At 71.3% G+C, this 24523-nt stretch carries 22 protein-coding genes; 8 read left to right on the forward strand and 14 right to left on the reverse strand.

The window, feature by feature from the left end:
- Positions 1 to 148 precede the first annotated feature (148 nt).
- A complete protein-coding gene (locus AC0680_RS10480) occupies positions 149 to 1174 on the reverse strand; it encodes an ATP-dependent 6-phosphofructokinase (RefSeq protein ID WP_384432020.1) in 1026 nt (341 codons plus the stop codon).
- 234 nt (positions 1175 to 1408) lie between these two features.
- Here AC0680_RS10480 and pta point away from each other — a divergent pair, with 234 nt between their 5' ends.
- From pta to pyk, 3 genes are read left to right on the forward strand one after another with little or no spacing between them, the layout of a single operon-like run.
- Complete coding sequence (gene pta / locus AC0680_RS10485; RefSeq protein WP_478626579.1) at positions 1409 to 3505, forward strand: phosphate acetyltransferase; 2097 nt, start codon at positions 1409 to 1411, stop codon at positions 3503 to 3505.
- A gap of 38 nt (positions 3506 to 3543) precedes the next feature.
- A complete protein-coding gene (locus AC0680_RS10490; RefSeq protein ID WP_478626580.1) occupies positions 3544 to 4755 on the forward strand; it encodes an acetate kinase in 1212 nt (403 codons plus the stop codon).
- Positions 4756 to 4815: 60 nt separating this feature from the next.
- Complete coding sequence (gene pyk / locus AC0680_RS10495; RefSeq protein WP_384432029.1) at positions 4816 to 6243, forward strand: pyruvate kinase; 1428 nt, start codon at positions 4816 to 4818, stop codon at positions 6241 to 6243.
- Between the two features lie 93 nt (positions 6244 to 6336).
- Here pyk and AC0680_RS10500 read toward each other — a convergent pair whose 3' ends face one another.
- The 4 genes from AC0680_RS10500 to AC0680_RS10515 all read right to left on the reverse strand — a co-directional run bounded on the left by AC0680_RS10500 (position 6337) and on the right by AC0680_RS10515 (position 10605).
- On the reverse strand, positions 6337 to 7647 hold the full coding sequence (locus AC0680_RS10500) for a hypothetical protein (RefSeq protein WP_478626581.1): 1311 nt from the start codon (positions 7645 to 7647) through the stop codon (positions 6337 to 6339).
- Positions 7637 to 8191 carry a DUF6114 domain-containing protein gene (locus AC0680_RS10505; RefSeq protein ID WP_478626584.1) on the reverse strand — a complete coding sequence of 185 codons (555 nt, stop codon included), beginning with the start codon at positions 8189 to 8191 and terminating at the stop codon, positions 7637 to 7639. The genes AC0680_RS10500 and AC0680_RS10505 overlap by 11 nt, the downstream gene beginning before the upstream one ends.
- Positions 8192 to 8404: 213 nt before the next feature.
- Positions 8405 to 9022 (reverse strand): DUF6230 family protein, encoded by a 618-nt coding sequence (locus AC0680_RS10510; protein ID WP_478626587.1) that lies wholly within the window; start codon positions 9020 to 9022, stop codon positions 8405 to 8407.
- Between the two features lie 614 nt (positions 9023 to 9636).
- Complete coding sequence (locus AC0680_RS10515) at positions 9637 to 10605, reverse strand: tetratricopeptide repeat protein (RefSeq protein WP_478626589.1); 969 nt, start codon at positions 10603 to 10605, stop codon at positions 9637 to 9639.
- A 264-nt stretch (positions 10606 to 10869) separates the two neighbouring features.
- Between AC0680_RS10515 and AC0680_RS10520 the strand changes: the two genes are divergently transcribed.
- Positions 10870 to 11565, forward strand: coding sequence for a TetR/AcrR family transcriptional regulator (locus AC0680_RS10520; RefSeq protein WP_478626592.1), 696 nt, complete (start codon positions 10870 to 10872; stop codon positions 11563 to 11565).
- On the opposite strand, the gene AC0680_RS10525 is transcribed toward AC0680_RS10520, so the two are convergent.
- Positions 11556 to 12560 carry a GDP-mannose 4,6-dehydratase gene (locus AC0680_RS10525; RefSeq protein ID WP_478626594.1) on the reverse strand — a complete coding sequence of 335 codons (1005 nt, stop codon included), beginning with the start codon at positions 12558 to 12560 and terminating at the stop codon, positions 11556 to 11558. The two genes, AC0680_RS10520 and AC0680_RS10525, sit on opposite strands and share 10 nt — an antisense overlap.
- Positions 12557 to 13723: a UDP-N-acetylglucosamine--N-acetylmuramyl-(pentapeptide) pyrophosphoryl-undecaprenol N-acetylglucosamine transferase gene (locus tag AC0680_RS10530; protein WP_478626597.1), complete on the reverse strand. Its 1167-nt coding sequence runs from the start codon at positions 13721 to 13723 to the stop codon at positions 12557 to 12559. Before AC0680_RS10530 ends, AC0680_RS10525 begins: the two co-directional genes overlap by 4 nt.
- A 63-nt stretch (positions 13724 to 13786) precedes the next feature.
- On the opposite strand from AC0680_RS10530, the gene AC0680_RS10535 reads away from it, so the two are divergent.
- Together AC0680_RS10535 and AC0680_RS10540 are read left to right on the forward strand one after the other, a co-directional pair.
- Positions 13787 to 14515: a response regulator transcription factor gene (locus tag AC0680_RS10535; protein WP_478626599.1), complete on the forward strand. Its 729-nt coding sequence runs from the start codon at positions 13787 to 13789 to the stop codon at positions 14513 to 14515.
- Positions 14512 to 15915 (forward strand): sensor histidine kinase, encoded by a 1404-nt coding sequence (locus AC0680_RS10540; RefSeq protein ID WP_478626602.1) that lies wholly within the window; start codon positions 14512 to 14514, stop codon positions 15913 to 15915. The genes AC0680_RS10535 and AC0680_RS10540 overlap by 4 nt, the downstream gene beginning before the upstream one ends.
- A gap of 126 nt (positions 15916 to 16041) precedes the next feature.
- Here AC0680_RS10540 and AC0680_RS10545 read toward each other — a convergent pair whose 3' ends face one another.
- From AC0680_RS10545 to AC0680_RS10555, 3 genes are all read right to left on the reverse strand, one after another.
- On the reverse strand, positions 16042 to 16401 hold the full coding sequence (locus tag AC0680_RS10545; RefSeq protein ID WP_478626604.1) for a hypothetical protein: 360 nt from the start codon (positions 16399 to 16401) through the stop codon (positions 16042 to 16044).
- 41 nt (positions 16402 to 16442) lie between these two features.
- On the reverse strand, positions 16443 to 17666 hold the full coding sequence (locus AC0680_RS10550; RefSeq protein WP_478626607.1) for a WXG100-like domain-containing protein: 1224 nt from the start codon (positions 17664 to 17666) through the stop codon (positions 16443 to 16445).
- Positions 17667 to 17762: 96 nt separating this feature from the next.
- Positions 17763 to 18101: a hypothetical protein gene (locus AC0680_RS10555; RefSeq protein ID WP_478626610.1), complete on the reverse strand. Its 339-nt coding sequence runs from the start codon at positions 18099 to 18101 to the stop codon at positions 17763 to 17765.
- Positions 18102 to 18389: 288 nt separating this feature from the next.
- Between AC0680_RS10555 and AC0680_RS10560 the strand changes: the two genes are divergently transcribed.
- Entirely contained in the window at positions 18390 to 18908 is a 519-nt protein-coding gene (locus tag AC0680_RS10560; RefSeq protein ID WP_478626612.1) for a hypothetical protein, read from the forward strand.
- A 76-nt stretch (positions 18909 to 18984) separates the two neighbouring features.
- Here AC0680_RS10560 and AC0680_RS10565 read toward each other — a convergent pair whose 3' ends face one another.
- The 4 genes from AC0680_RS10565 to AC0680_RS10580 form a co-directional block, all read right to left on the reverse strand.
- On the reverse strand, positions 18985 to 20685 hold the full coding sequence (locus AC0680_RS10565; RefSeq protein WP_478626615.1) for an acyl-CoA mutase large subunit family protein: 1701 nt from the start codon (positions 20683 to 20685) through the stop codon (positions 18985 to 18987).
- A gap of 160 nt (positions 20686 to 20845) precedes the next feature.
- The gene (locus AC0680_RS10570; RefSeq protein ID WP_468974612.1) at positions 20846 to 21178 is read right to left on the reverse strand and encodes a DUF3817 domain-containing protein; all 333 of its coding nucleotides are present in this window, start codon (positions 21176 to 21178) and stop codon (positions 20846 to 20848) included.
- Positions 21179 to 21242: 64 nt separating this feature from the next.
- A complete protein-coding gene (locus AC0680_RS10575; RefSeq protein WP_444473491.1) occupies positions 21243 to 21752 on the reverse strand; it encodes a MarR family winged helix-turn-helix transcriptional regulator in 510 nt (169 codons plus the stop codon).
- A 43-nt stretch (positions 21753 to 21795) separates the two neighbouring features.
- Positions 21796 to 23118: an MFS transporter gene (locus tag AC0680_RS10580; protein WP_478626619.1), complete on the reverse strand. Its 1323-nt coding sequence runs from the start codon at positions 23116 to 23118 to the stop codon at positions 21796 to 21798.
- 78 nt (positions 23119 to 23196) lie between these two features.
- Here AC0680_RS10580 and AC0680_RS10585 point away from each other — a divergent pair, with 78 nt between their 5' ends.
- Complete coding sequence (locus AC0680_RS10585; protein WP_478626622.1) at positions 23197 to 24180, forward strand: ArsR/SmtB family transcription factor; 984 nt, start codon at positions 23197 to 23199, stop codon at positions 24178 to 24180.
- Positions 24181 to 24523 lie beyond the last annotated feature (343 nt).

Below are 24523 nucleotides of genomic sequence, written 5' to 3' on the forward strand. Positions count from 1 at the left end.
CAGCATCCCCCCCCCCCCCCCCCACCCCCACCCCCCCCCCCCCCCCCCCCCCCCCCCCCCCTCCCCCCCCCCCCCCCCCCCCCCCCCCGCCGTCGGTGCGTCTGCGCTACCGGGCCGGGGCGTGCCGGTCCGGTGGATCCGGCCGGCCCTAGAAGACCGACTCCGCCTCGTCCATCCGCCACCCCGGCACGGTCTTGAGTTCGGTGACCGCCTCGGCCAGCGGCACCATCGTGATGTCGGTGCCGCGCAGCGCGGTCATCTTGCCGTAGTCGCCGCGGTGCGCGGCCTCGACGGCGTGCCAGCCGAAGCGGGTGGCCAGCACCCGGTCGTAGGCGGTGGGGGTGCCACCGCGCTGGACGTGGCCGAGGATGACCGGGCGGGCCTCCTTGCCGAGGCGCTTCTCCAGTTCGTGGGCGAGCGCGGTGCCGATGCCGGAGAACCGCTCGTGGCCGTACTGGTCGATGGCGCCCTTTTTGTAGTCCATCGTCCCGGGGGCCGGGTGCGCGCCCTCGGCGACGCAGATCACGGCGAACTTCTTGCCCCGCGCGAACCGCTCCTCGACCATCGTGACCAGGTCGTTGACGTCGAACCCGCGCTCGGGCAGGCAGATGCCGTGGGCGCCGCCGGCCATACCGGACTCCAGCGCGATCCAGCCCGCGTGCCGGCCCATCACCTCGACGACCATCACGCGCTGGTGCGACTCGGCGGTGGTCTTGAGGCGGTCGATCGCCTCGGTGGCGACGCCGACGGCGGTGTCGAAGCCGAAGGTGCGGTCGGTGGAGGAGATGTCGTTGTCGATGGTCTTGGGCACCCCGACGACCGGCAGCCCGGCGTCCGACAGCATCCGGGCGGCGGTGAGGGTGCCCTCGCCGCCGATCGGGATCAGCACGTCGATGCCGTAGTCCTTGGAGTGGTCCTTGGCGTCCTCGCAGGCCTCGCGCAGCCGGGCCCGCTCCAGCCGGGAGGAGCCGAGGATGGTGCCGCCGCGGGCGAGGATGCCGCTGACGGCTTCGAGGTCGAGCTTGCGGAAGCGGCCGTCGAGCAGGCCCTTGAAGCCGTCCTCGAAACCGATGACCTCGTCGCCGTGGCCGGTGAGGGCGCGGTGGACGACAGACCGGATCACAGCGTTCAGGCCGGGGCAGTCGCCGCCTGCGGTGAGGACTCCGATACGCATCGTGCTGTGTCTCCTGTGCTCGCTCGTCGGTTCCCTGACCCGGTCCGATTGTTTCATGGTCCGACGGGCCCCGGCCGCACCCGCGCACCTGTCCCCTACTGTCCCCGCACGGGCTCCGCAAGGGAAACTGGGAGAGCGGCTTAGCCAGCCCCGCAGGTATTGTCAAGAGGGGCAGGCCCACAATAACGGCTGATTTTGACCTTGCGACCAAACGGAATGGATCGGAGAGCACGCGTGACGCGCAGCGTGTACGTGACCGGTATCGACCGCGGCGACGGCCGCCAGGTCATCGAGCTGGGGGTCATGGAGCTCCTGACCCGCCACGTCGACCGGGTGGGGGTCTTCCGCCCGCTGATGCACGACGACGGACCCGACCGGCTCTTCGACCTGCTGCGGGCCCGCTACCGGCTCACCCAGTCGCCCGAGAGCGTCTACGGCCTCAGCTACGACGAGGCCGCCACGCTCCAGGCCGAGCGCGGCACCGACGAGCTGGTCTCCCGGCTCGTCGACCGCTTTCACGCCGTGGCCAGGGACTACGAGTACGTCCTGGTGCTCGGCTCGGACTACGCGGGCACCAGCCTGCCGGCCGAGCTGAACCTCAACGCCCGCCTCGCCAACGAGTTCGGCGCCTCGGTGCTGGCCGTCGTCGGCGGCCAGGGCCAGGAGGCCGAGTCGGTGCGCGCCGAGGCCCGCAACGCCTACCGCGCCTACCACTCGCTGGGCTGCGACGTGGTGGCCATGATCGTCAACCGGGTGGCCCCCGAGCTGCGCCAGGCGGTCGTCGAGCGGCTCTCCGCCCGCCTCCCGGTCCCCTGCTACGCACTGCCCGAGGACGGCTCGCTCTCCGCGCCGACCGTCGGCCAGATCGTGCACACCCTCGGCGCCGAGGTGCTGCTGGGCGACGACTCCGGGCTCGCCAGGGACGCGCGTGACTTCGTCTTCGGCGGCGCCATGCTGCCGACCTTCCTCAAGGCGCTCACCCCAGGCTGCCTCGTCGTGACCCCCGGGGACCGGGCCGACCTGGTCATCGGCTCGCTCGCCGCGCACAGCGCCGGTGCGCCGCCGATCGCCGGGGTGCTGCTCACCCTTGACGAGCGGCCCGGCCCGGACATCATGGCGCTGGCGAACCGGCTCGCCCCCGGCACCCCGGTCGTCTCCGTACCCGGCGGATCCTTCCCGACCGCCGCCGAGCTGTTCGCGATCGAGGGCAAGCTCAACGCCGCCTCGCCGCGCAAGGCGGAGACCGCACTGGGGCTGTTCGAACGGCATGTGGACACCGCGGAGCTGACGAACCGGATCTCCGTCGCCCGCTCCGGCCGGGTCACGCCGATGATGTTCGAGCACGAGCTGATCGAGCGCTCCCGCTCCGGCCGCCGCCGCGTCGTGCTGCCGGAGGGCTCCGAGGAGCGGGTGCTGCGCGCCGCCGACGTCCTGCTGCGCCGCGACGTCTGCGATCTGACGCTGCTGGGCGAGGAGGAGGCGATCCGCAAGCGCGCCGCCGACCTGGCCATCGACCTGGCGGACGCGCAGATCATCGACCCGCAGACCTCCGAGCTGCGCGAGCGGTTCGCCGAGCTGTACGCCAAGCTGCGCGCCCACAAGGGCGTCAGCTACGAGCTGGCCTACGACGTGGTCGCCGACGTCTCCTACTTCGGCACCCTGATGGTGCAGGAGGGCCTCGCCGACGGCATGGTCTCCGGCGCGGTGCACTCCACCGCGGCCACCATCCGGCCCGCCTTCGAGATCATCAAGACGAAGCCGAACGCCCAGATCGTCTCCTCGGTGTTCTTCATGTGCCTGGCCGACCGTGTGCTGGTCTACGGCGACTGCGCGGTCAACCCGGACCCGAACGCCGAGCAGCTGGCGGACATCGCCATCCAGTCGGCCACCACCGCCGCCCAGTTCGGTGTCGAGCCCCGGATCGCGATGCTGTCGTACTCCACCGGCACCTCGGGCTCCGGCGCGGACGTCGACAAGGTCCGCAAGGCCACCGAGATCGTCCGCGAGCTCCGCCCCGACCTGCTGGTCGAGGGTCCGATCCAGTACGACGCGGCGGTGGACGCCTCGGTCGCCCGGACCAAGCTCCCCGGCTCCGACGTGGCCGGCAAGGCCACCGTGCTGATCTTCCCGGACCTCAACACCGGCAACAACACCTACAAGGCCGTGCAGCGCTCGGCCGGCGCGGTCGCCGTCGGCCCGGTCCTGCAAGGCCTGCGCAAGCCGGTCAACGACCTCTCGCGCGGCGCCCTGGTCCAGGACATCGTCAACACCGTGGCCATCACCGCCATCCAGGCGCAGGGCGCCCAGCCCGGCGCCGGACACACCGCCTGATCCCCCCTGCCCTCCCCCACCCCACCGGAAAGCGCTACATGACTGCCAACGCCACCCGCGTCCTCGTCCTCAACTCCGGCTCCTCGTCGGTGAAGTACCAGCTGCTCGACATGCAGGCCGGCACTCGGCTGGCCGTCGGCCTGGTCGAACGGATCGGTGAGGAGTCCTCGCGCCTGGCCCACACCCCGCTGGCCACCGGGGGCGAGCGGCGCGAGACCGAGGGCGCGATAGCCGACCACACGGCCGCGCTGAAGGCCCTCGCCGCGGAGCTGGCCGCCGACGGCCTGGGGCTCGACTCCCCGGAGCTGGCCGCGATCGGGCACCGGGTGGTGCACGGCGGGCTGAAGTTCACCGCGCCGACCGTGATCGACGACGCGGTGCTGGCGGAGATCGAGCGGCTGGTGCCGGTCGCGCCGCTGCACAACCCGGCGAACATCACCGGCATCAGGACCGCGCAGGCGCTGCGCCCGGACCTGCCGCAGGTGGCCGTCTTCGACACCGCCTTCCACACCACGATGCCGGAGTACGCGGCCCGCTACGCCATCGACGTGGAGACCGCCGACGCGCACCGCATCCGCCGCTACGGCTTCCACGGCACCTCGCACGCGTACGTCTCCCGCAAGACCGCCGAACTGCTGGGCAAGGACCCCGCCGAGGTCAACGTCATCGTGCTGCACCTGGGCAACGGCGCGTCCGCCTCGGCGGTGGCCGGCGGCCGCTGCGTGGACACCTCGATGGGCCTGACCCCGCTGGAGGGCCTGGTCATGGGCACCCGCTCCGGTGACATCGACCCGGCGGTGACCTTCCACCTCAAGCGGGTGGCGGGCATGTCGGAGGACGACGTCGATGTGCTGCTCAACAAGAAGAGCGGGCTGATCGGGCTGTGCGGCGACAACGACATGCGGGAGATCCGGCGCCGGATCGACGAGGGCGACGAGCGCGCCCGGCTCGCCTTCGACATCTACATCCACCGGCTGAAGAAGTACATCGGCGCCTACAGCGCGGTGCTCGGCCGGGTCGACGCGGTCGCCTTCACCGCCGGTGTCGGTGAGAACGCCGCCCCGGTGCGGGAGGCCGCCATCGCCGGACTGGAGGAGATGGGCATGGCCGTGGACGCCTCGCTCAACGCCGTACGGTCCGGCGAGCCGCGGCTGATCTCGCCGGAGTACGCCCGGGTCGCGGTCGCCGTCGTACCCACCGACGAGGAACTGGAGATCGCCCAGCAGACATACGCCCTGGTCAACGCCTAGACATTGGCGTTTCCACCTACCGGAATATTCCGCTCTGAAACAAACCGATAGGATTCCGCCATGCGCCGTTCCAAAATCGTCTGCACCCTGGGCCCCGCCGTCGACTCCTACGACCAGCTGAAGACGCTGATCGAGGCCGGCATGAATGTGGCCCGATTCAACATGAGCCACGGGACCCAGCCGGAGCACGAGGAGCGGTACCACCGCCTCCGCAAGGCCTCCGAGGAGACCGGCCGCGCCGTCGGCGTCCTGGCCGACCTGCAGGGCCCCAAGATCCGCCTGGAGACCTTCGCCGACGGCCCCGTGGAGCTGGTGCGCGGCGACGAGTTCGTCATCACCACCGAGGACGTGCCCGGCGACAAGACCATCTGCGGTACGACCTACAAGGGCCTGCCCGGCGACGTCTCCAAGGGCGACCCGGTCCTGATCAACGACGGCAACGTCGCGCTCCAGGTCGTCGAGGTCGACGGCCCGCGGGTGCGCACCATCGTCATCGAGGGCGGGGTCATCTCCGACCACAAGGGCATCAACCTGCCCGGTGCCGCGGTGAACGTCCCCGCGCTGTCCGAGAAGGACATCGAGGACCTCAAGTTCGCCCTGAGGATGGGCTGCGACATGGTCGCGCTGTCCTTCGTCCGCGACGCCAAGGACGTCCAGGACGTGCACCGCGTGATGGACGAGGTCGGCCGGCGGGTCCCGGTCATCGCCAAGGTGGAGAAGCCGCAGGCGGTGGCCAACATGCAGGAGGTCGTGATGGCCTTCGACGCGGTCATGGTCGCCCGCGGTGACCTGGCGGTGGAGTACCCGCTGGAGAAGGTCCCGATGGTGCAGAAGCGCCTGGTGGAGATGTGCCGCCGGAACGCCAAGCCGGTGATCGTCGCGACCCAGATGATGGAGTCGATGATCACCAACTCCCGGCCGACCCGCGCCGAGGCCTCCGACGTCGCCAACGCCATCCTCGACGGCGCCGACGCGGTGATGCTCTCCGCGGAGTCGTCGGTCGGCCAGTACCCGATCGAGACCGTCAAGACGATGTCGAAGATCGTCGAGGCGGCCGAGGAGGAGCTGCTGTCCAAGGGCCTGCAGCCGCTGGTGCCCGGCAAGAAGCCGCGTACGCAGGGCGGCGCGGTGGCCCGTGCGGCCTGCGAGATGGCCGACTTCCTGGACGGCAAGGCGCTGGTGGCCTTCACCAAGTCCGGTGACACCGCCCGCCGGCTCTCCCGCTACCGCGCGGCCCAGCCGATCCTGGCCTTCACCACCGACGTCGCCACCCGCAACCAGCTCACGCTGAGCTGGGGCGTGGACGCCTTCCTCGTCCCGCACGTCGACAACACCGACGCGATGGTCGACCTGGTGGACGCCGAGCTGCTCAAGCTCAAGCGCTACAGCGAGGGCGACACCATGCTGATCACCGCCGGCTCGCCCCCCGGCGTGCCCGGCACCACCAACATGGTCCGGGTGCACCACCTGGGCGGCCGGCGCGCCTGACCCGCCCGGCAGCAAAGACGGCGGTGGGCCGCCCCCTGTCGAAGGGGGCGGCCCACCGTCGTTCTCGCGGCTCCCGGAAAGGCTTCGGCCGGGTCAGTCCTCGATGGTCACATGCATGCCCGGGACATGGAGATTGCCGCCGAACTGGCCCGCCTGGTCCAGCTTCACCTTGGTGAAATAGGCGTAGGGGACATTGAGCGGCGGCGGGTGCTCGGGGTCGAACACGATCGGGATCAGACCGAAGAGGTTGCCCTGCAGCCGCTCGGTGTACAGCGTCACCTTGCCGCCGCGGATGGTGGACGTGGACCCCGGCGTCGACCGGACGTGGTACTTCTTCCCGGACGACGGGTCGTCGACGATCTGGTGGAGATCGCCGATGTCGATGCTGTCGGCGGTGAACTTCAGGGCCTGCTTGGTACGGCCGCCCTGCGTCGTGACGTTGACGACGCCCACATAGTCCAGACCGCGCAGGGTGAGACCGCTGGACTCCAGGTGCCAGGGGTCGTCGGGCAGGGTGACGGGCGTCTGCTCGTCCTTGCCCTTCTGCTTGTTCTCGACGACGCAGGGGTAGGACTGCTTGCCGTCGGCGTCCTTGCCGTCCACACCGCCGCCGGGCAGCGCGTTGTCCGCCGCGCCCACCGCGCCGTGGACGGTGTCGTTGACCGTCTTCGATCCGTCCTTGACGGGTTCGGTGACCTTGTCGGCACCGTCCTTGACCCCGTCGAGGGTCTTCTCGACCGGCTCGGTGACCTTGTCGGCCACGGAGTCCTCGTCCGCGGCCTCCGGGGCCTTGGACTCCGACGCCGACGGCGAGGGGCTCGGCGAAGCGCTGGACTCCTCGGACTTGTCGCCGCCCAGGAGACCGCCGAGCGCATCACCGATGCCGCCCAGCAGGCCCCCGTCCTTCTTCTCCTCCTCGGAGGCCGACGGCGAGGGCGACGGCGTCGCGGAGCCCGACGGCTCGTCGGTCTTGGAGCCGGACGGCGCCGGCTCGGGAGCCTTGTCCGCTTCCTTGCCGGCGGAGGGCGAGGGCGAGGCGGAGGGCTTGGCCGAGGGCGTGGCGGACGGCTGGGCGGTGGCCTTGTCGTCCTTCGCCTCGTCCTTGGACTTGGCGTCCTTGCCGTCCACCTTGTCCGGGGCGGTGACGCAGGGGCCGTCCTTGAAGGGGCTCTGGGGCGGCGTCGGCTTGGCGATCGCCATCTGGGGCGTCAGCCCCATCCCCATGAGCACCGCGGACGGCATGGCGGCGATGGCTATCGCCTTGCCCGCGGGCACGTGCAGCCGAGTCAGCAGCGGCTTCTTGGGCGCCGCGTGCCTCGGCCCGTTCCCCATGCCTGAACGGCGCGGGGAGTTCTTCGTCGCCCCGGCGGCTGCGTTCTCCTCATGCAGCTCGTCACCCGGCACGGTGCCTCCCGTCGTTGGTCGGGCTCGTTCCTGACAGGCCGTCCAGTCCGTTGCCCAACCCGGGTCCGGCCGGCGCGGGGTTGGTGGCGACCACCGGTCCGGCGACGGTGCGGGCCGGTTCGTCGGCGTCGCCGCCGTCGCGTTCGGCCTTGCCCGGCGCCCAGGCGACACCCAGCGCACCGCCGATCAGCCCCATCAGGAAGCCGACCAGGAAGGCGCCGAAGTTCGAGACGACCAGGGAGACCAGGGACAGCAGGATCCCCGCCACGCCCGCGAAGACCCGCGAGGCCGGCTGGAACCACATGGTCAGCCCCAGCACCACCAGCAGTACGCCGATGATCAGCGAGCCGGCACCGGCGGTGGTCGCCATGCGGACGGTCAGGGAACCGATCGTGAGATTCGCGTAAGGGATGTACATGATCGGGATACCGGCCAGCAGTGTCAGCAATCCGCCCCAGAACGGGCGGTGTCCGCGCCACTCCCGGAACGAAGTCCGCTTCCGGACGATGCCCTCGATCAGCCGCGGTCGCGTTTCGGCGCTCATGCCGATACCTCGCTTCGCTCGGCCTTGCATTCGCGCGGCGCGCACTTGTCGATAATTCGCTCGCGAGGCTCGCTCATGTCGTACAGCTCCTCGGGACTGGCAGATCGGTGGTTCTGAGCTGGAGTGTCGTACTTTGCGCTACCGGGCGCACGGGTGCGGGGAACGGCTGGTGGCGCCGCGGGCAAAAAGCCCCGCACCCGTACGCTCAGTGCGTCAGAAGCACTCGCTCTTGCCCTTGGCGACACTCATCTTCAGGCCGCTGAGCTTGAACGTGCCGGCCGTCGTGGCCCACGCCGTCTGCTTGACGTGGGTCAGCGTGGCCGAGTCGGCCTGCTGGGCGAACGAGCCCGGGTCGGCCTTGTCGCCCTTGTGCATGCCCGGACCCTTGGTCGTCGAGCCCGCAGCAACACCGATGTCGATGTTGTTGAAGGTCGCGTCCGCGTCCAGCTGGTCGAGGTCGATGTAGAGGTTCTTCGCCTCGACGGGCGTGTCACCGCCACCGGCCGACAGCTTCATCGACACATCGCCGAAGACCGGGACCGGCACCACTACCGACTGGCACAGGTTCTTGATCTTGGCGCTGGAGAATCCCGAAACCGCCACCGGGATCTGCTTGCCGCCCTTTTGGGCGTCGATGGCTCCGTACTGAACGAAGCCGGTGCCGTCCAGCCGGTCCGTAGTGACCTTGAACTGCTGGCCGGACACGCTGAACGACGCCGCGAGCGCACCCTGCGAGAGGGCGACGCCGATCGCGGCGGTCGCCGCCACGCTCGGCACCATGACAACGGCGAACCGCTTCCATCTGGTCCCGCCACGAGCCAGGGACTCCATGACTTTCCTCCTTCTCGGACGTACATCTCCGGTACCGGCCGCCGTGGGAGGGCCGGCGGTACCTGGGATGGGAGAAGTGCTACGTCCTCGGGAAGGAGAGCGCCTGTTCTCGGAGGCACATCGTGTTCCGAATACCGGCGATCACCCCCGAGCGACAACCACTGGCCACGCTCTCGCGCAACCTCTCTGGACAGGCCCTGCCGGATGGGGCAGAGACCCCCCTGTCCACGGCCGGCAGCCATTGCCGCCGACCACTCGGTGGGGACCCAAGTGCCCCGTCGCGCCGACCGGATGCCGGGCTGCGGGAATGGACCGAGCGTCGCCGATCGTGGTCCATTCACGCTCTCGACACAAGAGGCTCGTTACTTGCGGGTAACGGCCCGATAACCGTGGTTCGACGGACCGGGATCGGCCAGGCACACAGGGTCGTCGCTGACCGCGCACAGACACGCGGCAATTGCGGACAAAGCGCCGCAAGGGGGTGGGTGAGGCTTACTCCAAGTAACAGCGGCCACGTTTACCAAGTTTTGGCAAAACGTGACCGCTGCTTCGTTTGTTTGGTCAACTCATGGCGGCCGTACTGGTCAGAAGCGGACGCCCGGTACAACAGCGGGTCAGAACAGCACCCGGGCAAGCGCGGTACGCGCCGCCGTCACCCGCGGATCCTCGGCCCCGATCACCTCGAAGAGCTCCAGGAGCCGCACCCGGGCGGCATCGCGGTCCTCGCCGGCCGTCCGCTTCACCGCGTCGATCAGCCGCCCGAAGGCGTCCTCGACATGGCCGCCCACCAGGTCCAGGTCCGCGGCCCGGATCTGCGCCGGCACGTCGGCCGGGTTGTCCGCGGCCTCCTTGCGCACCGCCTGCGGATCGAGGTCCTGCACCCGGCGCAGGAGTTCGGCCTGCGCGAGGCCGAGCTTGGCCTCCGGGTTGGCCGGGTCGTCGGCGAGGACGTTCTTGTACGCCTGGATGGCGCCGCCCAGATCGCCGGAGTCCAGCGCCTGGCTCGCGGCCTCCAGCAGCGCGTCGTACGGGCCGGCCGGCACCGGCGCCTCGGCCGCCTGCTCGCCCGCGTCCTCCGCGGAGACCGGCGCCCCGACGATGCCGAACTGCTGCTCGGCGGCCTGCACCAGCTGGTCGAGCACCTGCCGGATCTGCGCCTCCGGGGCCGCGCCCTGGAACAGCGGGATCGGCTGGCCGGCGACCACCGCGAAGACCGCCGGGATGCCCTGCACCCCGAACTGCTGGAACAGCATCTGATTGCTGTCGACGTCGATCTTGGCCAGCACGAACTTGCCGGCGTACTCCCCCGCGAGACGCTCCAGCAGCGGACCCAGCTGCTTGCACGGCTCGCACCACTCGGCCCAGAAGTCGATGACGACCGGGACCTCGGTGGAGCGCTGCAGGACCTCCTGCTGGAACCCTGCCTCGTCGACGTCGAACACCAGGCGGGCACCGCTCACCGGCGCCTGACCCGTGCGGGCGGCCTCGGCGCGGGCCTGCTCCGCCTTCTGCTTCGCTTCGCCCGCCGCCTTCACCGCTGCGAGGTCGACGACTCCACTCATGGACATATTGCGTGGCTGCATGGGTCCATCCTCCCCCCTGGGCGGTCCGTTCCGAAAAGCGATCCGGAAAAGCGATGTGGCCGGCGACGCGGTATGTGTGGTGTTCGGTACTGCGATCGGCCTGAGCGGGGCCGGATGTGCGGCCATGGGTCCCCACCCACGGCCAGTGGTCATCACTCTTACGCTACGACCCGTAGCGTAACTCGCCGTCGCCCCCGCGCGACACCGGGCCTCGCGCCATGCGGGGTGATCTCCCTCACGGCCGCCGCTCGACTACCGGCCGGTATGGTCGCCCGCATGCACGACTCCGCCAGCCCCCGAAAGGGCCGCACGGGCCGCCCGCGCAGCGCCGAGACCGATCACGCGATCCTCCGCGCCACCCGTGCCGCGCTCGTCGACCTGGGCTGGGGTCGGCTGACCATGAGTGATGTGGCGGCCCGCGCCGGCGTCGCCAAGACCACCCTCTACCGGCGCTGGGCCAACAAGAACGAGCTGGTCGTGGACGCGGTGGCGGTCCTCTTCGACGAGCTCGAACTCCCCGACCGGGGTTGTCTGCGGGCCGACATCGAGGGCGTGGTGCTCCAGTTCGGCGCGCTGCTCGCGCGGCCCGAGACCAAGACGGCGCTGATGGCCGTGGTCGCCGAGTCCACCACCGACGAGGCGCTGCGCGAACGGATCCGCTCGGCGATCGTCGACCGCCAGAAGCGGCTGGTGCTGCTGGGGCGCGCGCGGGCCCAGGACCGCGGCGAGCTGCCGCCGGACACCCCCGGGGAGGACGGCGCCCGGGCGGCCGCCCGCAACATGGACCTGATCTTCGATGTGATCGCCGGTGCGGTCGTGCACCGCACCCTGGTCAGCGGCGAACCCGTGGACGCGGAGTGGGGGCGCGACTTCACCGCGCTCTTCCTCGGCGGGCTGGCGGGGCTGGGGGCGCCCGAAGGCCCGGGCACACCGGTACCCGGGCCCGGGGGTCACACCTGATAGCGGTCCGCGGCGAACAGGTGCAGATGCTCCGCGACCCACTCCGAGGTCCGCTTCAAGCCGTCCGCCAGGGAGACCTCCGGCTGCCACGAAGCCCACTGCCGCGCCCGGGAATTGTCCGAAAGCAGTCGCTCGACCTCACTGCCCGAGGGCCGCAGCCGGGCCGGGTCGACCACGATCTCCGCCTCCCGGCCCGAGGCCGCGATCAGCGCCTCGGCGAGCGCCCCGATCGATATCTCCCGCCCGGTACCGAGGTTGACGACCTCGCCCAGCGCCCGGTCGCAGTCCGCCATCGCCAGGAACCCGGCCGCGGTGTCCGTGACGTAGGTGAAGTCCCGCGTCGGGGTCAGCGACCCGAGCTTGATCTGCCGGGCGCCGGCGTGGAGTTGGGCCAGGATCGTGGGGATCACGGCGCGGGCGGACTGCCGGGGCCCGTAGGTGTTGAAGGGCCGCACCACCGTCACCGGCAGCTCGAAGGCGTGCCAGTGCGACAGCGCCATCATGTCCGCGCCGATCTTCGAGGCGGAGTACGGCGACTGCGGCTGCAGCGGGTGGTCCTCGCCGATCGGCGCGGTCAGCGCGGTGCCGTAGACCTCGCTGGTGGAGGTGTGCACCAGCCGCCGCACGGCGTGCCGCCGGCAGGCCTCCGCGACGTTCTCCGTACCCACCACGTTCGTCTGCACATAGGCGCCCGGTGAGTCGTAGCTGTACGGGATGCCGATCAGCGCGGCCAGATGGAAGACGGTGTCGCAGCCCGCGACCGCGTCCATCACCCGGCCCGCGTCCCGGACGTCCCCCGCGATCATCTCGACCGGGCTGCCCGGCCCCAGATAGCGCGCCAGGCTGCCCTTCTCCGCGTACGGCTTGTAGTGCACCAGGGCGCGTACGTCGGCGCCCGCCTCGACGAGCAGGTCGACCAGGGTCGAGCCGATGAAGCCCTCGGCCCCGGTGACCAGGACCGTGCGGCCCGCCCACTGCTGTGTACTGCTGCTCATGCTGACTCCTTCAGGTTGGTGCTCGGGTGGGGTGTGTGGGGGTGCCCGGCCAGGGCCAGCGCCTTGGCGGCGAGCAGATCGGCGGCCCGTGCATGGGTGCCGGGGTCGGCGGCCGCGCCCATCGCGGCGAGCCGGCCGGGGTCGTCGAGGAGCGGGGTGACCAGCGCGTCCAGCCGCTCGTCCGAGGCCTCGGCGTCGGGCAGCAGCAGCGCCGCCCCGGCGTCGGAGAGCACCCGCGCGTTGTGCGTCTGGTGGTCGCCCGGCGCGTGGGGATAGGGCACGAGGACGGCCGGCATCCCGATCGTGGCCAGCTCGGCGACGGTCGCCGACCCGGCCCGGCACACCACGAGGTCGGCGGCGGCGTACGCCAGGTCCATCCGGTCCAGATACGGCACGGCCTCGGCGACCGCGTCCCCGCCGTTGGCCGCCAGCAGGGCCCGGGTCTCCTCCAGGGCCGCGGGCCCGGTCTTGATCAGCAGCCGCAGGTCGGTGCGCGCCCGGTAGCGGCCGGCCAGTCCCACCGCCGCCCCGGTCAGCCGGGCCGCGCCCAGGCTCCCGCCGTTGACCAGCAGCAGCCGCGCCGCGCCCGGGATGCCCAGGGCCCGCCGGGCGGCCGGCCGCAGCGCCGTACGGTCCAGCGTGGCCAGCGGTCCGACCAGTGGCATCCCCACCGTCTCGGCCCCCGCGCCGCCGGCCAGATGGGGGCGGCTGCGGTCGAAGGCGAGGGCGAGGTGCGGGGTGAGCCGGGCGGCGAACTTGTTGGCCCGGCCGGGCACCGCGTTGGACTCGTGGATCAGGCTCGGCAGCCCGGCCAGCCGCGCCCCGACGATCACCGGGGCGCTCGGATAGCCGCCCATGCCGACCGCGACCTGGGCCTTCTGCTCCTTGAGGATCGCCCGGCACTGGGCGCCCGACTTAAGGAGCGCGGCCGGCAGCAGATAGCGTCGGGCGCCGAGCGAGGGGTCGAAGGGAATCATGTCGACGGTGTGCAGCCGGTACCCGGCCTGCGGGATCAGCCGCGTCTCCAGCCCGCGTTCGGTGCCGACGAAGGAGATCACCGCATCGGGGACGGCCCGGCGGAGTGCGTCGGCGAGGGCGAGACCGGGATAGATATGGCCGCCGGTGCCGCCCGCACCGATCACGACCGAGAGTGGTGTGCGCATGGCCGCCACGCTCGCGAGGCGCCCTAAGAACGTTCTAAGAGAGGTGTTTGGCAGCCTATGTCCATGCCCTTGCCCCCGCCGCCCACGCCCGGCGCCACTCCGTCCCCCAAGATCCTGGTCGTCGACGACGAACCGGAGGTGCGCGCCGCCGTGGCGGACGGCCTCGCCGTGGAGGGCTATGCGGTACGCGGCGCGGCCGACGGCCTGGCCGCCCTCTCGGAGGTCGCGGCCTGGCAGCCGGACGCCCTCGTGCTGGACGTGATGATGCCCGTCCTGGACGGCCTGGCCGTCTGCCGTCGGCTGCGCGCCCTGGACGACCGCACGCCCATCCTCGTGCTGACCGCCCTGGACTCGGTCAGCGACCGGGTCGACGGGCTCGACGCGGGCGCCGACGACTACCTCGTCAAGCCGTTCGCGCTGGACGAGTTGGTGGCCCGGGTCCGGGCGCTGCTGCGCCGCGCCTCCCTCGGCGCGGTCGAGGACACCCGGCTCACCTTCGACGATCTGGTCGTCGACCCGGTGACCCGCGGCGGCCACCGGGCGGGCCGGCCCCTGGAGTTCAGCCGCACCGAATGGGCGCTGCTGGAACTCCTGCTGCTGCACCCGGGCCAGGTGCTGCCGCGCGAGACGATCCTGGAGCGGGTCTGGGGCCGCGACTTCGGGCCGGACTCCAACTCCCTGGCCGTGTACATCGGTTATCTGCGCCGCAAGCTGGAGGCGGGCGGCGAGCCGCGCCTGGTCCACACGGTGCACGGCATCGGCTACCGCCTGGGCCACGCGGAGGACCGGTGACCGGCACCCGCGGCCTGGGCGCCCGGTGGCGGCGCCGCCGGCCCCTGCGCACCCGCCTCGCGCTGGCCGCCACCGCCGCGGTGGCGCTGGTGGCCGTCGGCGTCTGCGCCGCCGCGTTCGTCGTCATCCAGTACCAAATGACCCGCCAGCTCAAGCTGAATCTGGCCCAGACGGCGACCCAGTTCCGTCAGCAGACCCGCGACTGGGCGCCGACGGTGGGCGAGACGACCTGCCGCTACCCGGCCTCGCCCTGCATCCAGATCGTCCCCGCCGACCGGGCCAAGGACCCGCGACAGCCCTACGCCCTCCCCGTCACCGAGGCCACCCGCGCGGTCGCGTCCGGCCACCAGGAGGCGTACTACAGCAAGTTCACCGTCGCCGGCCACCCCGTCCTCGTCTACACCACCCGTCACCCCGGCAAGGACCTGGCACTCCAGGTCGCGCTGCGCTCCGACACCGTCGACCGCGGCGTACGGCAGGCAGCCGCGGCACTACTGGCGGTCGGCGGCGCCGGCGTGCTGCTGGCCGCCGCGCTGGGCTACTGGGTCTCCCGTACGGGCCTGGCCCCGGTCGCCCGCCTCACCGCCACCGCGGAGCGCATCGCCAGCACCCGCGACGCCCGCCACCGCATCGACATCCCGGACGGCCGGCCCGAGCGGGGGGACGAGATCACCCGCCTCGCGGCCAGCTTCAACACCATGCTCGGCGAGCTGGAGCAGTCCGTCGCCGCCCAGCGCCGACTGGTCGCCGACGCCTCGCACGAGCTGCGCACCCCGCTGACCGCGCTGCGCACCAACGCCGAACTCCTCGCCCGCGCCGACCGTTTGACGGCCGCCCAGCGCGACCGCGCCTCGTCCGCCCTGGGCCGTCAGCTGCGCGAGGTCACCACCCTCGTCAACGATCTGATCGAGCTGGCCCGCGACGAGGAGCCGCAGCCCCTGGTCGAGCAGGTACGTCCGGCCGCCCTCCTGGAGCACACGGTGGCCGCCGCCCGCGAGCACTGGCCGGAGGTCGCCTTCACCGCCGACATCGAACCGGCCGCCACCGAGGTGGCCGTCCCCGGCGTGCCCGCCCGCCTGACCCGCTTGCTGTCCAACCTCCTCGACAACGCCGCGAAGTTCTCCCCGCCCGGCGGCCCGGTGGACACCGCGCTCACCGCCGTACCCGGTGCGCTGGAGCTGACCATCAGGGACCACGGCCCCGGCATCGCCGCCGAGGACCTCCCCCATGTCTTCGACCGCTTCTACCGTGCCGAGTCCGCCCGCGCCCTGCCCGGCTCGGGCCTGGGGCTGGCCATGGCCCGCCAGATCGCCCGCGCCCACCACGCCGAGCTCACCGCGGCGCAGGCGCCGGGCGGCGGGGCGCTCTTCCGGCTGCGGATGCCGGTCGGCGAGCCGTAGCGGTCGGGCTTCCCGGCACGGCGGACGCCGGGCCGTCCAGCGGGGCGGTGCCGTCCAGCGGGGCGGTGCCGTCCAGCGGGGCGGTGCCGTCCAACGAGGCCGAGGCGTTCGGCGGGGCCGTGCCGTTCAACGAGGCCGGTACGCGGCACCGACGCCGTCGGCCGCCGCCTCCTCGGCCTTCTCCTCGACCTTCGCCCGCAGCGCCTGCCGGTCCTGTGGGGACATCGCCCGCCAGCTCTCCCGCATCCCGGCGAGACCGTCGGTGAGGACCCGGTACCCGGCCGGGTCGTCGAGGACGTCCTTCGTCTCCAGCCGCCCGCCCAGCATCTTGCGCGCGAGGTCCTGAAGGGCGGGCGGTGCGGAGGGGTTGTTCCGTACGGCACGCAGGGACGAGGTCAGATGCTCGTTCTGCTCCTCGGAGAGGTCCCGCTCCTCGACGGGGTAGTCACGGTCGCCGGGCGAGGGGAAGGCGCTGTGGGTGCTCATGGGGTTCTGGGGGTTCCTCTCCGTGGGTTCCGGCGGGTGTGTCAGCCGAAGGCGTTGCGGACGCGTGCGGCCTCGCCCTGGTCGCTCTCGCCGTCCTGGTCGGCGGCTTCGGTGTCGGGAATGCCGTCCGCGAGGCGGGACCTCGCACCGCCCGCCGGGGCGGCCGACGACCCGTCGGCGCCACCGCCCGAGGAGGACGCACCGCCCGAGGAGGACGCACCGCCCGAGCCGCCGTCGGACGACGAACCCGACGCCCCTCCGGAACCGGAACCGGAACCGCCGTCGGACGACGAGCCCGACGAACCGCCGGAGCCCGACCCGCCGTCGGACGACGAGCCCGACGAGCCCCCGGAGCCCGAATCACCGTCGGACGACGAGCCGCTGCCCGTACCGTCGCCCTCGGCCGGCACCTCCCCCTTCTTCTTGTAGGCGATGTCGTAGACGCTCTTGGCGCCGTCGGCGGTCTCCTGCTGCCCCGCGAGGAAGTCCTTGCCGCCCTTGGCGAAGTCGCCCTGCGCCATCTCGCCGACGCCCTCGGCCATGTGGTACGCACCGGTGCCGACCTTGCCGACGTCCTTGGCCTTCTCCACCACGGGGTTGACCGCCGCCTTCGCCGCGTCCTTGACGTCGAACCCGTCCTGCGCCCCGAAGTAGTTCTTGATGCCCTGCGAGGCGAGGTTCCCCCCGAGCTTCTTGGCCGCGTCCTTGGCGAGGTCCAGGCCCAGGTCCTTGAGCATGTCCTTCCAGTTCTTGCGCAGCTCCTTCGCCAGGGCCTCCTTGACGGCCTGAACGATCTTCGTCTTCGCCTCGTCGAAGATCTTGCGGACGATCGTCCGGGTGGTCGCGGTGGCCGCGGCCGCCCCGGCCTCGGAGGCGCCCAGCGTGACCGGCGCGGCGGCCTGGGCCATCGCCAGCTCGATCGCCAGCGCGATGAGCTGCACGATCACCGCGATCTTCATGATCATGACGATCATGGCCACCACCTGGAGCAGGACGGCGATCGTCTCGGCGGCGTCGGCGGCGTCGTCGAGGAACCCGGCGTCCCCCGCGAACTTCTTCCAGTGGTTGTTGAACCCCTCCACGGCCTCACCGGAGTTGGCGCCGCGCACGGTGTTCGCCGCGGTGGCGCCGTCCGATGCCGCCTGCCGGCAGGCGTCGGCGAAGTGGCTCCAGGCCTCGGCCGCCTCCCGCATCTTGTCTTCGTCGACATTGGGCCACTGGAAGCCCAGGAGGTCGAGGATCCAGTCGACCTCTGTCGGAAGCATGATGGTGGCCACGGTGAGTCACTCCCCCAAAAGCGCGTGATCGTTGGAATGTCGGTGCGGTGGGCACAGGTGGGGCGGGCCGAGCGAATTACCGCGTCAGCCCGTGATGTCGGGACGGCCGGCCGCGTACTTGTCGAGGTGCTGCTGCTGGTCGTGCTCGGTGGCGGCATAGCGCGCACCCATCGCCGCCAGCTTTTCCCCGATCTTGGTGATTTCCTCGCCGAGATGCGGCATCGAATCGACGATGCCCTCGCTCACCGGCTTGTAGAAGTCATTGAAGATCGTGACGAACTCGTCGCTGCCCCACTCCTCGGCATCCTTGAGAGTCGCCTTCAACTTCTTTGCGGCCGTACTGAATTCGGAGCCGATATCACCGAAAACGCCGCCCTGCGCCTTGAGGACGGCCGGATCGACGTCGTACCCGGAGCCTGCCATGAGCCCCCCTTCACCTGCGGCGTAAGGATCGGATAAATCGCATGGCGTACGGTATCCGATGCCCGCCGCGGCGGAAGTGACCGAGCCGTGAAGATCCTTTTCACATGCGACGCACCACCTCCGCCCGACGCGCCACCGGAAATGGACGTCGCCCCCGTCAGCGACCAGGAAAGGGAACAATCCGCCATGCCCACGCCCCGCCGCATGTCCGGAAAAACCTCATTCAGGATGCGATGGATCGGATGGGGGCTCCTCATCATCGTTCTGCTGGCGAGCGCCGTGTTTGTCATGAAAGGACTGACCGCGGCGGGCCTCACGGGCACGCACGGAACATTCACGGTCAAGGAGTGCACGGAGGAAGCCCCCACCAGGCGTTCGAATAAACCCACGAATGAATTCGAATGCTCCGGAGTCTTCCGCCCGGACGGCGGGAGCACCGTCGACGACAAGGCGTCCCTGGACAGCTTCAACAAGGACTACGACGCGGGCACCAGCCTGTCGGTCCAGCACAACGACGCCGGCGTTCTCGGGCTCCTGACGTCGGGCTACCTCCTCGCCGACGGCGCGCAGGTCTCGACGAACTTCCTGTGCGCCTTCGGGGTCCTGCTCTACATCCCCGTGGCGCTCTTCGTCAGGCTCACCGGCTTCGGCTCGGACGGCGTGACCTTCCGCCAGTTCCGGGAGACCTGGCACACGACCGCGGGCACGCGAACCCGCACGATCGTGCTCACGAGCACGATCGTGGTCCTCGTCGGCATGTTCGTCGTCAGTACGGTCCTGGGGCACGTCCTGCCCGGACTCGGCTGAGCGGGCCCGCCGCCGCGCCACATGTGCGACGCCCCGGGGGCGGTACCCCCGGGGCGTCGCACATGGTGAGGGCGCGTCAGAAGCCGGCCGGCTCGGTGTAGATGCCCCACTCGTCCCGCAGGGCTCCGCAGATCTCGCCCAGCGTCGCCTCGGCCCGTACGGCCTGAAGCATCGGCTCGATCATGTTGCCGCCGTCCCGCGCCGCGGCGAGCATCGACTTCAGCGCGGCCTCGACCCGGGCGTCGTCACGGGCCGCCTTGCGCTCCGCGAGCACCCGCACCTGCTCCCGTTCGACCTCGTGGCTGACCCGGAGGATCTCCAGATCGCCGGTGACCGAACCGTGGTGGCAGTTGACGCCGACGACCCTCTTGTCGCCCTTCTCCAGCGCCTGCTGATAGCGGAAGGCCGACTCGGCGATCTCGCCGGTGAACCAGCCGTCCTCGATGCCCCGAAGGATTCCCGAGGTCATCGGCCCGATCGGGTGCTGTCCGTCCGGCACCGTCCGCGCGCCGCGCTCCCTTATCTGCTCGAAGATCTTCTCCGCGTCCGCCTCGATGCGGTCCGTCAGCTGCTCGACGAACCAGGAACCGCCCAGCGGATCGGCGACATTGGCGACCCCGGTCTCCTCCATCAGGACCTGCTGGGTGCGCAGCGCGATCTCCGCGGCCTGCTCGCTGGGCAGGGCGAGGGTCTCGTCCAGGGCGTTGGTGTGCAGCGAGTTGGTGCCGCCCAGCACCGCCGCGAGCGCCTCGACGGCGGTCCGTACGACGTTGTTGTACGGCTGCTGGGCGGTCAGCGAGACACCGGCCGTCTGCGTGTGGAACCGCAGCCACTGCGCCTTCTCGCTCGTCGCGCCGTAGACGTCGCGCATCCAGCGGGCCCAGATCCTGCGGGCCGCCCGGAATTTGGCGATCTCCTCGAAGAAGTCGACATGCGCGTCGAAGAAGAAGGACAGGCCGGGGGCGAAGGTGTTGACGTCCAGGCCGCGGCTGAGACCCAGTTCCACATAGCCGAAGCCGTCCGCCAGGGTGTAGGCCAGCTCCTGCGCGGCCGTGGCTCCGGCCTCGCGGATGTGGTAGCCGGACACCGACAGCGGCTTGTAGGCGGGAATGCCGCGCGCGCAGTGCTCCATCAGGTCGCCGATCAGCCGCAGATGCGGCTCCGGCTGGAACAGCCACTCCTTCTGCGCGATGTACTCCTTGAAGATGTCCGTCTGGAGCGTGCCGTTGAGGACGGCGGGGTCGACGCCCTGCCGCTCGGCGGCCACCAGGTACATGCAGAAGACGGGAACGGCCGGCCCGGAGATCGTCATGGAGGTCGTGACATCGCCCAGCGGGATGTCCTTGAAGAGCACCTCCATGTCGGCCGCCGAGTCGATGGCGACGCCGCAGTGCCCGACCTCGCCCAGCGAACGCGGGTCGTCGGAGTCGCGGCCCATCAGGGTCGGCATGTCGAAGGCGACGGAGAGGCCGCCCCCGCCCGCCTTGAGGATCATCTTGTAGCGCTCGTTGGTCTGCTCGGCGTTGCCGAAGCCGGCGAACTGGCGGATCGTCCAGGTCCGCCCCCGGTAGCCGGTCGGGTACAGCCCTCGTGTGAAGGGGTACTCGCCCGGCCAGCCGATCCGCTCGAACCCCTCGACCGTGTCGCCGGGCCGGGGCCCGTACGCCGGCTCGACGGGATCGCCCGAGAGCGTGGTGAAGTCCGCGTCCCGCTTACGGGCAGCGTCGTACCGAGCCTGCCAGCGACGGCGGCCTTCATCGATCGCGTCAGCGTCCATACCTTCGAATTTACTAGGACGTCCAAGTAATTGTCGACGGCAGGAGGGTGACAAGTCGGGGTGATCACGGTGCGTAATCGGCGCGGGCGCCCGGGAAACGCGAACGCGCCCGTCCAAACAAGGCGGACGGGCGCGTGAGGAGCGGCGGCAGCGGCCGCGGTCAGACCTTGACCGGCTCCGGAGCGTCACCGGCGAGCAGCGGCTCGACCTCCCGCACGACCTTGCGCTCCACGAAGAACGCGGCGGTGGGGATCGTGCCCGAGACCAGCACCCACAGCAGCTTGCCGAACGGCCACTTCGCCTTGGAGCCCAGGTCGAAGGCGAAGATCAGGTAGATGATGTAGAGCACGCCGTGGACCTGCGAGACGACGAGGGTGAGGTCCTTGCCCATCCCGAAGCCGTACTTGAAGATCATGCACGTGCAGAGCACCAGCAGCATCACGGCGGTGATGTAGGCCATCGCCCGGTAACGGGTCAGGACGCTTCGCTTCATGCCCCCGAGCGTAACGACCCGATCCGGGGCGATCTTCACCGCCCCCTGGGAGACCGGGCGCCCGTCACTCGTCCTTGAAGTCCTCCGCCGCGACCCGCAGCGGCCGCAGCATCGCGAAGATCTCCGCGCACTCCTCGGCGTCGTACGCCCCGAGCCCGAAGTCCATCGCCATCAGCTCCCGGGTCGCCGCGTCGCACACCTCGCGCCCCTTGTCCGTGATCGACGCGAGCGTGCCGCGCCCGTCGTTCGGATTGGGCCGCTTGGCGACCAGACCGGATTTCACCAGCCGGTCGACGGTGTTGGTCACCGAGGTCGGATGCACCATCAGCCGCTCGCCGATCTTCGACATCGGCAGCTCACCGGCCTTGGAGAAGGTCAGCAGCACCAGCGCCTCGTAGCGCGCGAAGGTCAGCCCGTAGGGCTTGACCACCGCGTCCACCTCGGACAGCAGGATCTGATGGGCGCGCATGATCGAGGTGATCGCGGCCATCGACGGCACGGCACCCCATCGCTGCTGCCACAGTTCGTCGGCGCGCGCGATGGGATCGAAAGCAAGGCTGAGCGGCTTCGGCACGCTTCCGACCCTACCCGGCGGTCATATTGTGGTCAGCCTTGTCTCAGTTTTCGGTCGCCCGAAGACCGCCGGGCGTCCGCGGGCCGGGCCGCGTGCGGCGGACCTCGGCGATCACCGCCAGGACGCTCACCAGGCCGACCACCCCCGCCGCCGGCATCACCACCCGCAGCGGGGCGTACTCCGCCGCGAGGCCGGCCGCGCCCATCGCCAGGCCCATGACCGTCATCCGCCCCGCCTGTGTCAGCGTCATCGCCTGCCCCAGCAGCCGCTCGGGTACCGCGGCGACGAACCAGCGGTCGACGCCGAAGTTGTACGAGATCCCGGTACCGGTCAGCACCAGCAGCAGCACCGCCCAGCCGAGCGAGGGCTGCGCCGCGAAGCCGAGCGAGGGCAGTACGGCGAAGACGCCCATGGGGAACGTGAGCCGACCGCGCGCCCGGGGGCCGAGGAACGAACCGGCCAGGCTCTCGGCGAGCACCGCGCCGACGGGCATGCCGCACATCAGCAGGCCCGCGGCGGCCGGGCCGGCGCCGAGCCGGTCGGCGTAGGGGATCAACAGCGCCTCAGGGACGACCACGAACGCCGGCGGCAGCCACGTCAGCAGCAGCAGCGCCCGGATCCGGCGGTCGGCCAGCAGCCGGCGAAGGCCGCCCAGCGAAGCCCCCAGCAGCGTCCCGCTCTCCGCACCCGGGGCCCGGCGCGGCGGGCGGGCACGGGTCCCCAGCCACAGCAGCAGCGCGGAGCCCGCGAAGGTCCCCGCGGTGATCGTCAGCACCGCCCCGGGGGACGCCACCGCCAGCAGCAGGCCCCCGGCCCCGAACCCGGCGAGCTGCGCGCTCTGGTTGACGATGCGGATCACCGAGCGCCCCAGCACGAACAGTTCGCCCTCGCCGAGGATCTCCCCCAGCGTCGCGGCGCGGGTACCGGCGAAGACCGGTGCGATGGCGGCGATCACACAGCGCAGCGCGAGCAGCACCCCGACCGGCGTGCCCGGCCGCACCATGCCCGCGGCGGCCAGCGCGCACAGCACATCGCAGGCGACCAGCACCCGGCGGGCCGGATACCGGTCGGCGACGGCCGACAGCAGCGTGCCGCCGACGACGTACGGCAGCAGCCCCAGCGCGAAGGTCAGGGCGCTCAGCAGCGGCGATCCGGTGAGCCGGAAGACCAGGACCGACAGCGCGATCTCGCAGACGACCACACCGAGCGAGGACAGCAGGTGCGCGGCGAAGACCCGGCGGAACTCGGTGACGGCGAAGACGGCACGGTAGCCGGGCGAGCGGTCCGGCGCCGCGCCGGCGGCCCGGCCCTCGCCGGGGCAGGACGGAGTGCGGCCCGGCGGTACGGGCCCCGTGGTCGCGGACATGACGGCAGCCTGCCGGGGCCGGACCGGGTCCCCTAGTCTTTCGGCTACAGCCGAATCCTGGGGAGGGGGCCGGCGGCCATGCCGCTGCATCTGCATTTCGGCGCCGATGACCTGCTCCGCATCCGCTTCGCCGTCTCGCCGCTGTGCGAGACGCACGAGGCCGTACGGACCCTGCGGCGCGCCGACCGGCACGGCTACCACACACCGTGGCTGCGCCGGATGCGCCAGGCGCTGGCCGGGCTGGATCTGACACCGCTGTGGCTGTTCATGCCGTCGCCGCCACCCGGCTACACACCGGACTTCCTGGGCCGCCCACCGAAGACCCCGATGGCCTCGTTCGACGAGGAGCTGGCGCTGCTTCGGGCCACCGACCCGGCACTCGCCCGCGCCGAGATGGCCAAGTCGCTGGCCTGTACGCCGGGTGCCCTGGACTCGGCGCGGGGCCGTGCCGCGCTGGCGGATCCGGCGGCGGCGATCCAGGAACTGGCCGAGGTCACCGAGCGCGCCTGGCACGCGCTCCTCGCCCCGGACTGGCCGCGGCTGCGGGCGCTTTTGGAGGCCGAGATCGCCTACCGGTCGCACCAGTTGGCCGGCGGCGGGCTGCAGCGGCTCTTCGCCGATCTGCATCCGCTGGTGTCCTGGTCGGGCGACACCCTCACGGTCCGCACCCGGATCGACTTCGTCCAGACGCAGGACCTCAAGGGCCGCGGTGTGCTGTTGCTGCCGAGCGTCTTCGTCTGGCCGGACGTGGTCAGCGGCTTCGATCCGCCGTGGCAGCCGACCGTCATCTATCCGGCGCGCGGCATCGGCGGACTGTGGAGCGAACCGGAGACGGGGCCGGCGCTGGCCCGGCTGCTGGGGGTGAACCGCGCCGCGGTCCTGGCCGCGCTCGACGTCCCCTCGACGACGACCGCCCTGTCCCACCGCCTCGGACTGGCCCCCTCGTCGGTCTCGGCCCAGCTGTCCGTACTACGCGACGCGGGTCTTCTGACCTCGCGCCGCCAGGGCCATCAGGTGCTGTACGAGCGCACGCCGCTGGGCATCGCGCTGGCGCTTGGCTGAGTTCCCCGTTTTCGGCTTTCCCGCCGTGGTGGTTGTTCGCCTGTCCGCTGCGCTTGGCTTGCTTCCCACGTTGTCGGCTGCGGCGCCGTGCGTGTTGTTCGCCGTTGCGCCTGGCGGCGGGCGTTTGTGTGTCGGGTGCGGTGACAGCCCTACGGACTCCGTCCTACGGTCTGTCCCCTCCCGTGGGTGGAGGGTGAACAGGCCGGTGGGGGCGGGCCCCATCCGTCGACTGCCGGCACACGAAGGCTGACGTCCGCCCCCACGGTCTTCTCCCACCCACCACGGGAGGGGGCGGGCCTGCGGGGTGGGGTGTCCGGACGTAAAGCGCAGCAGTCCGGACACC

This window comes from Streptomyces sp. NPDC043738 (genome assembly GCF_056436545.1).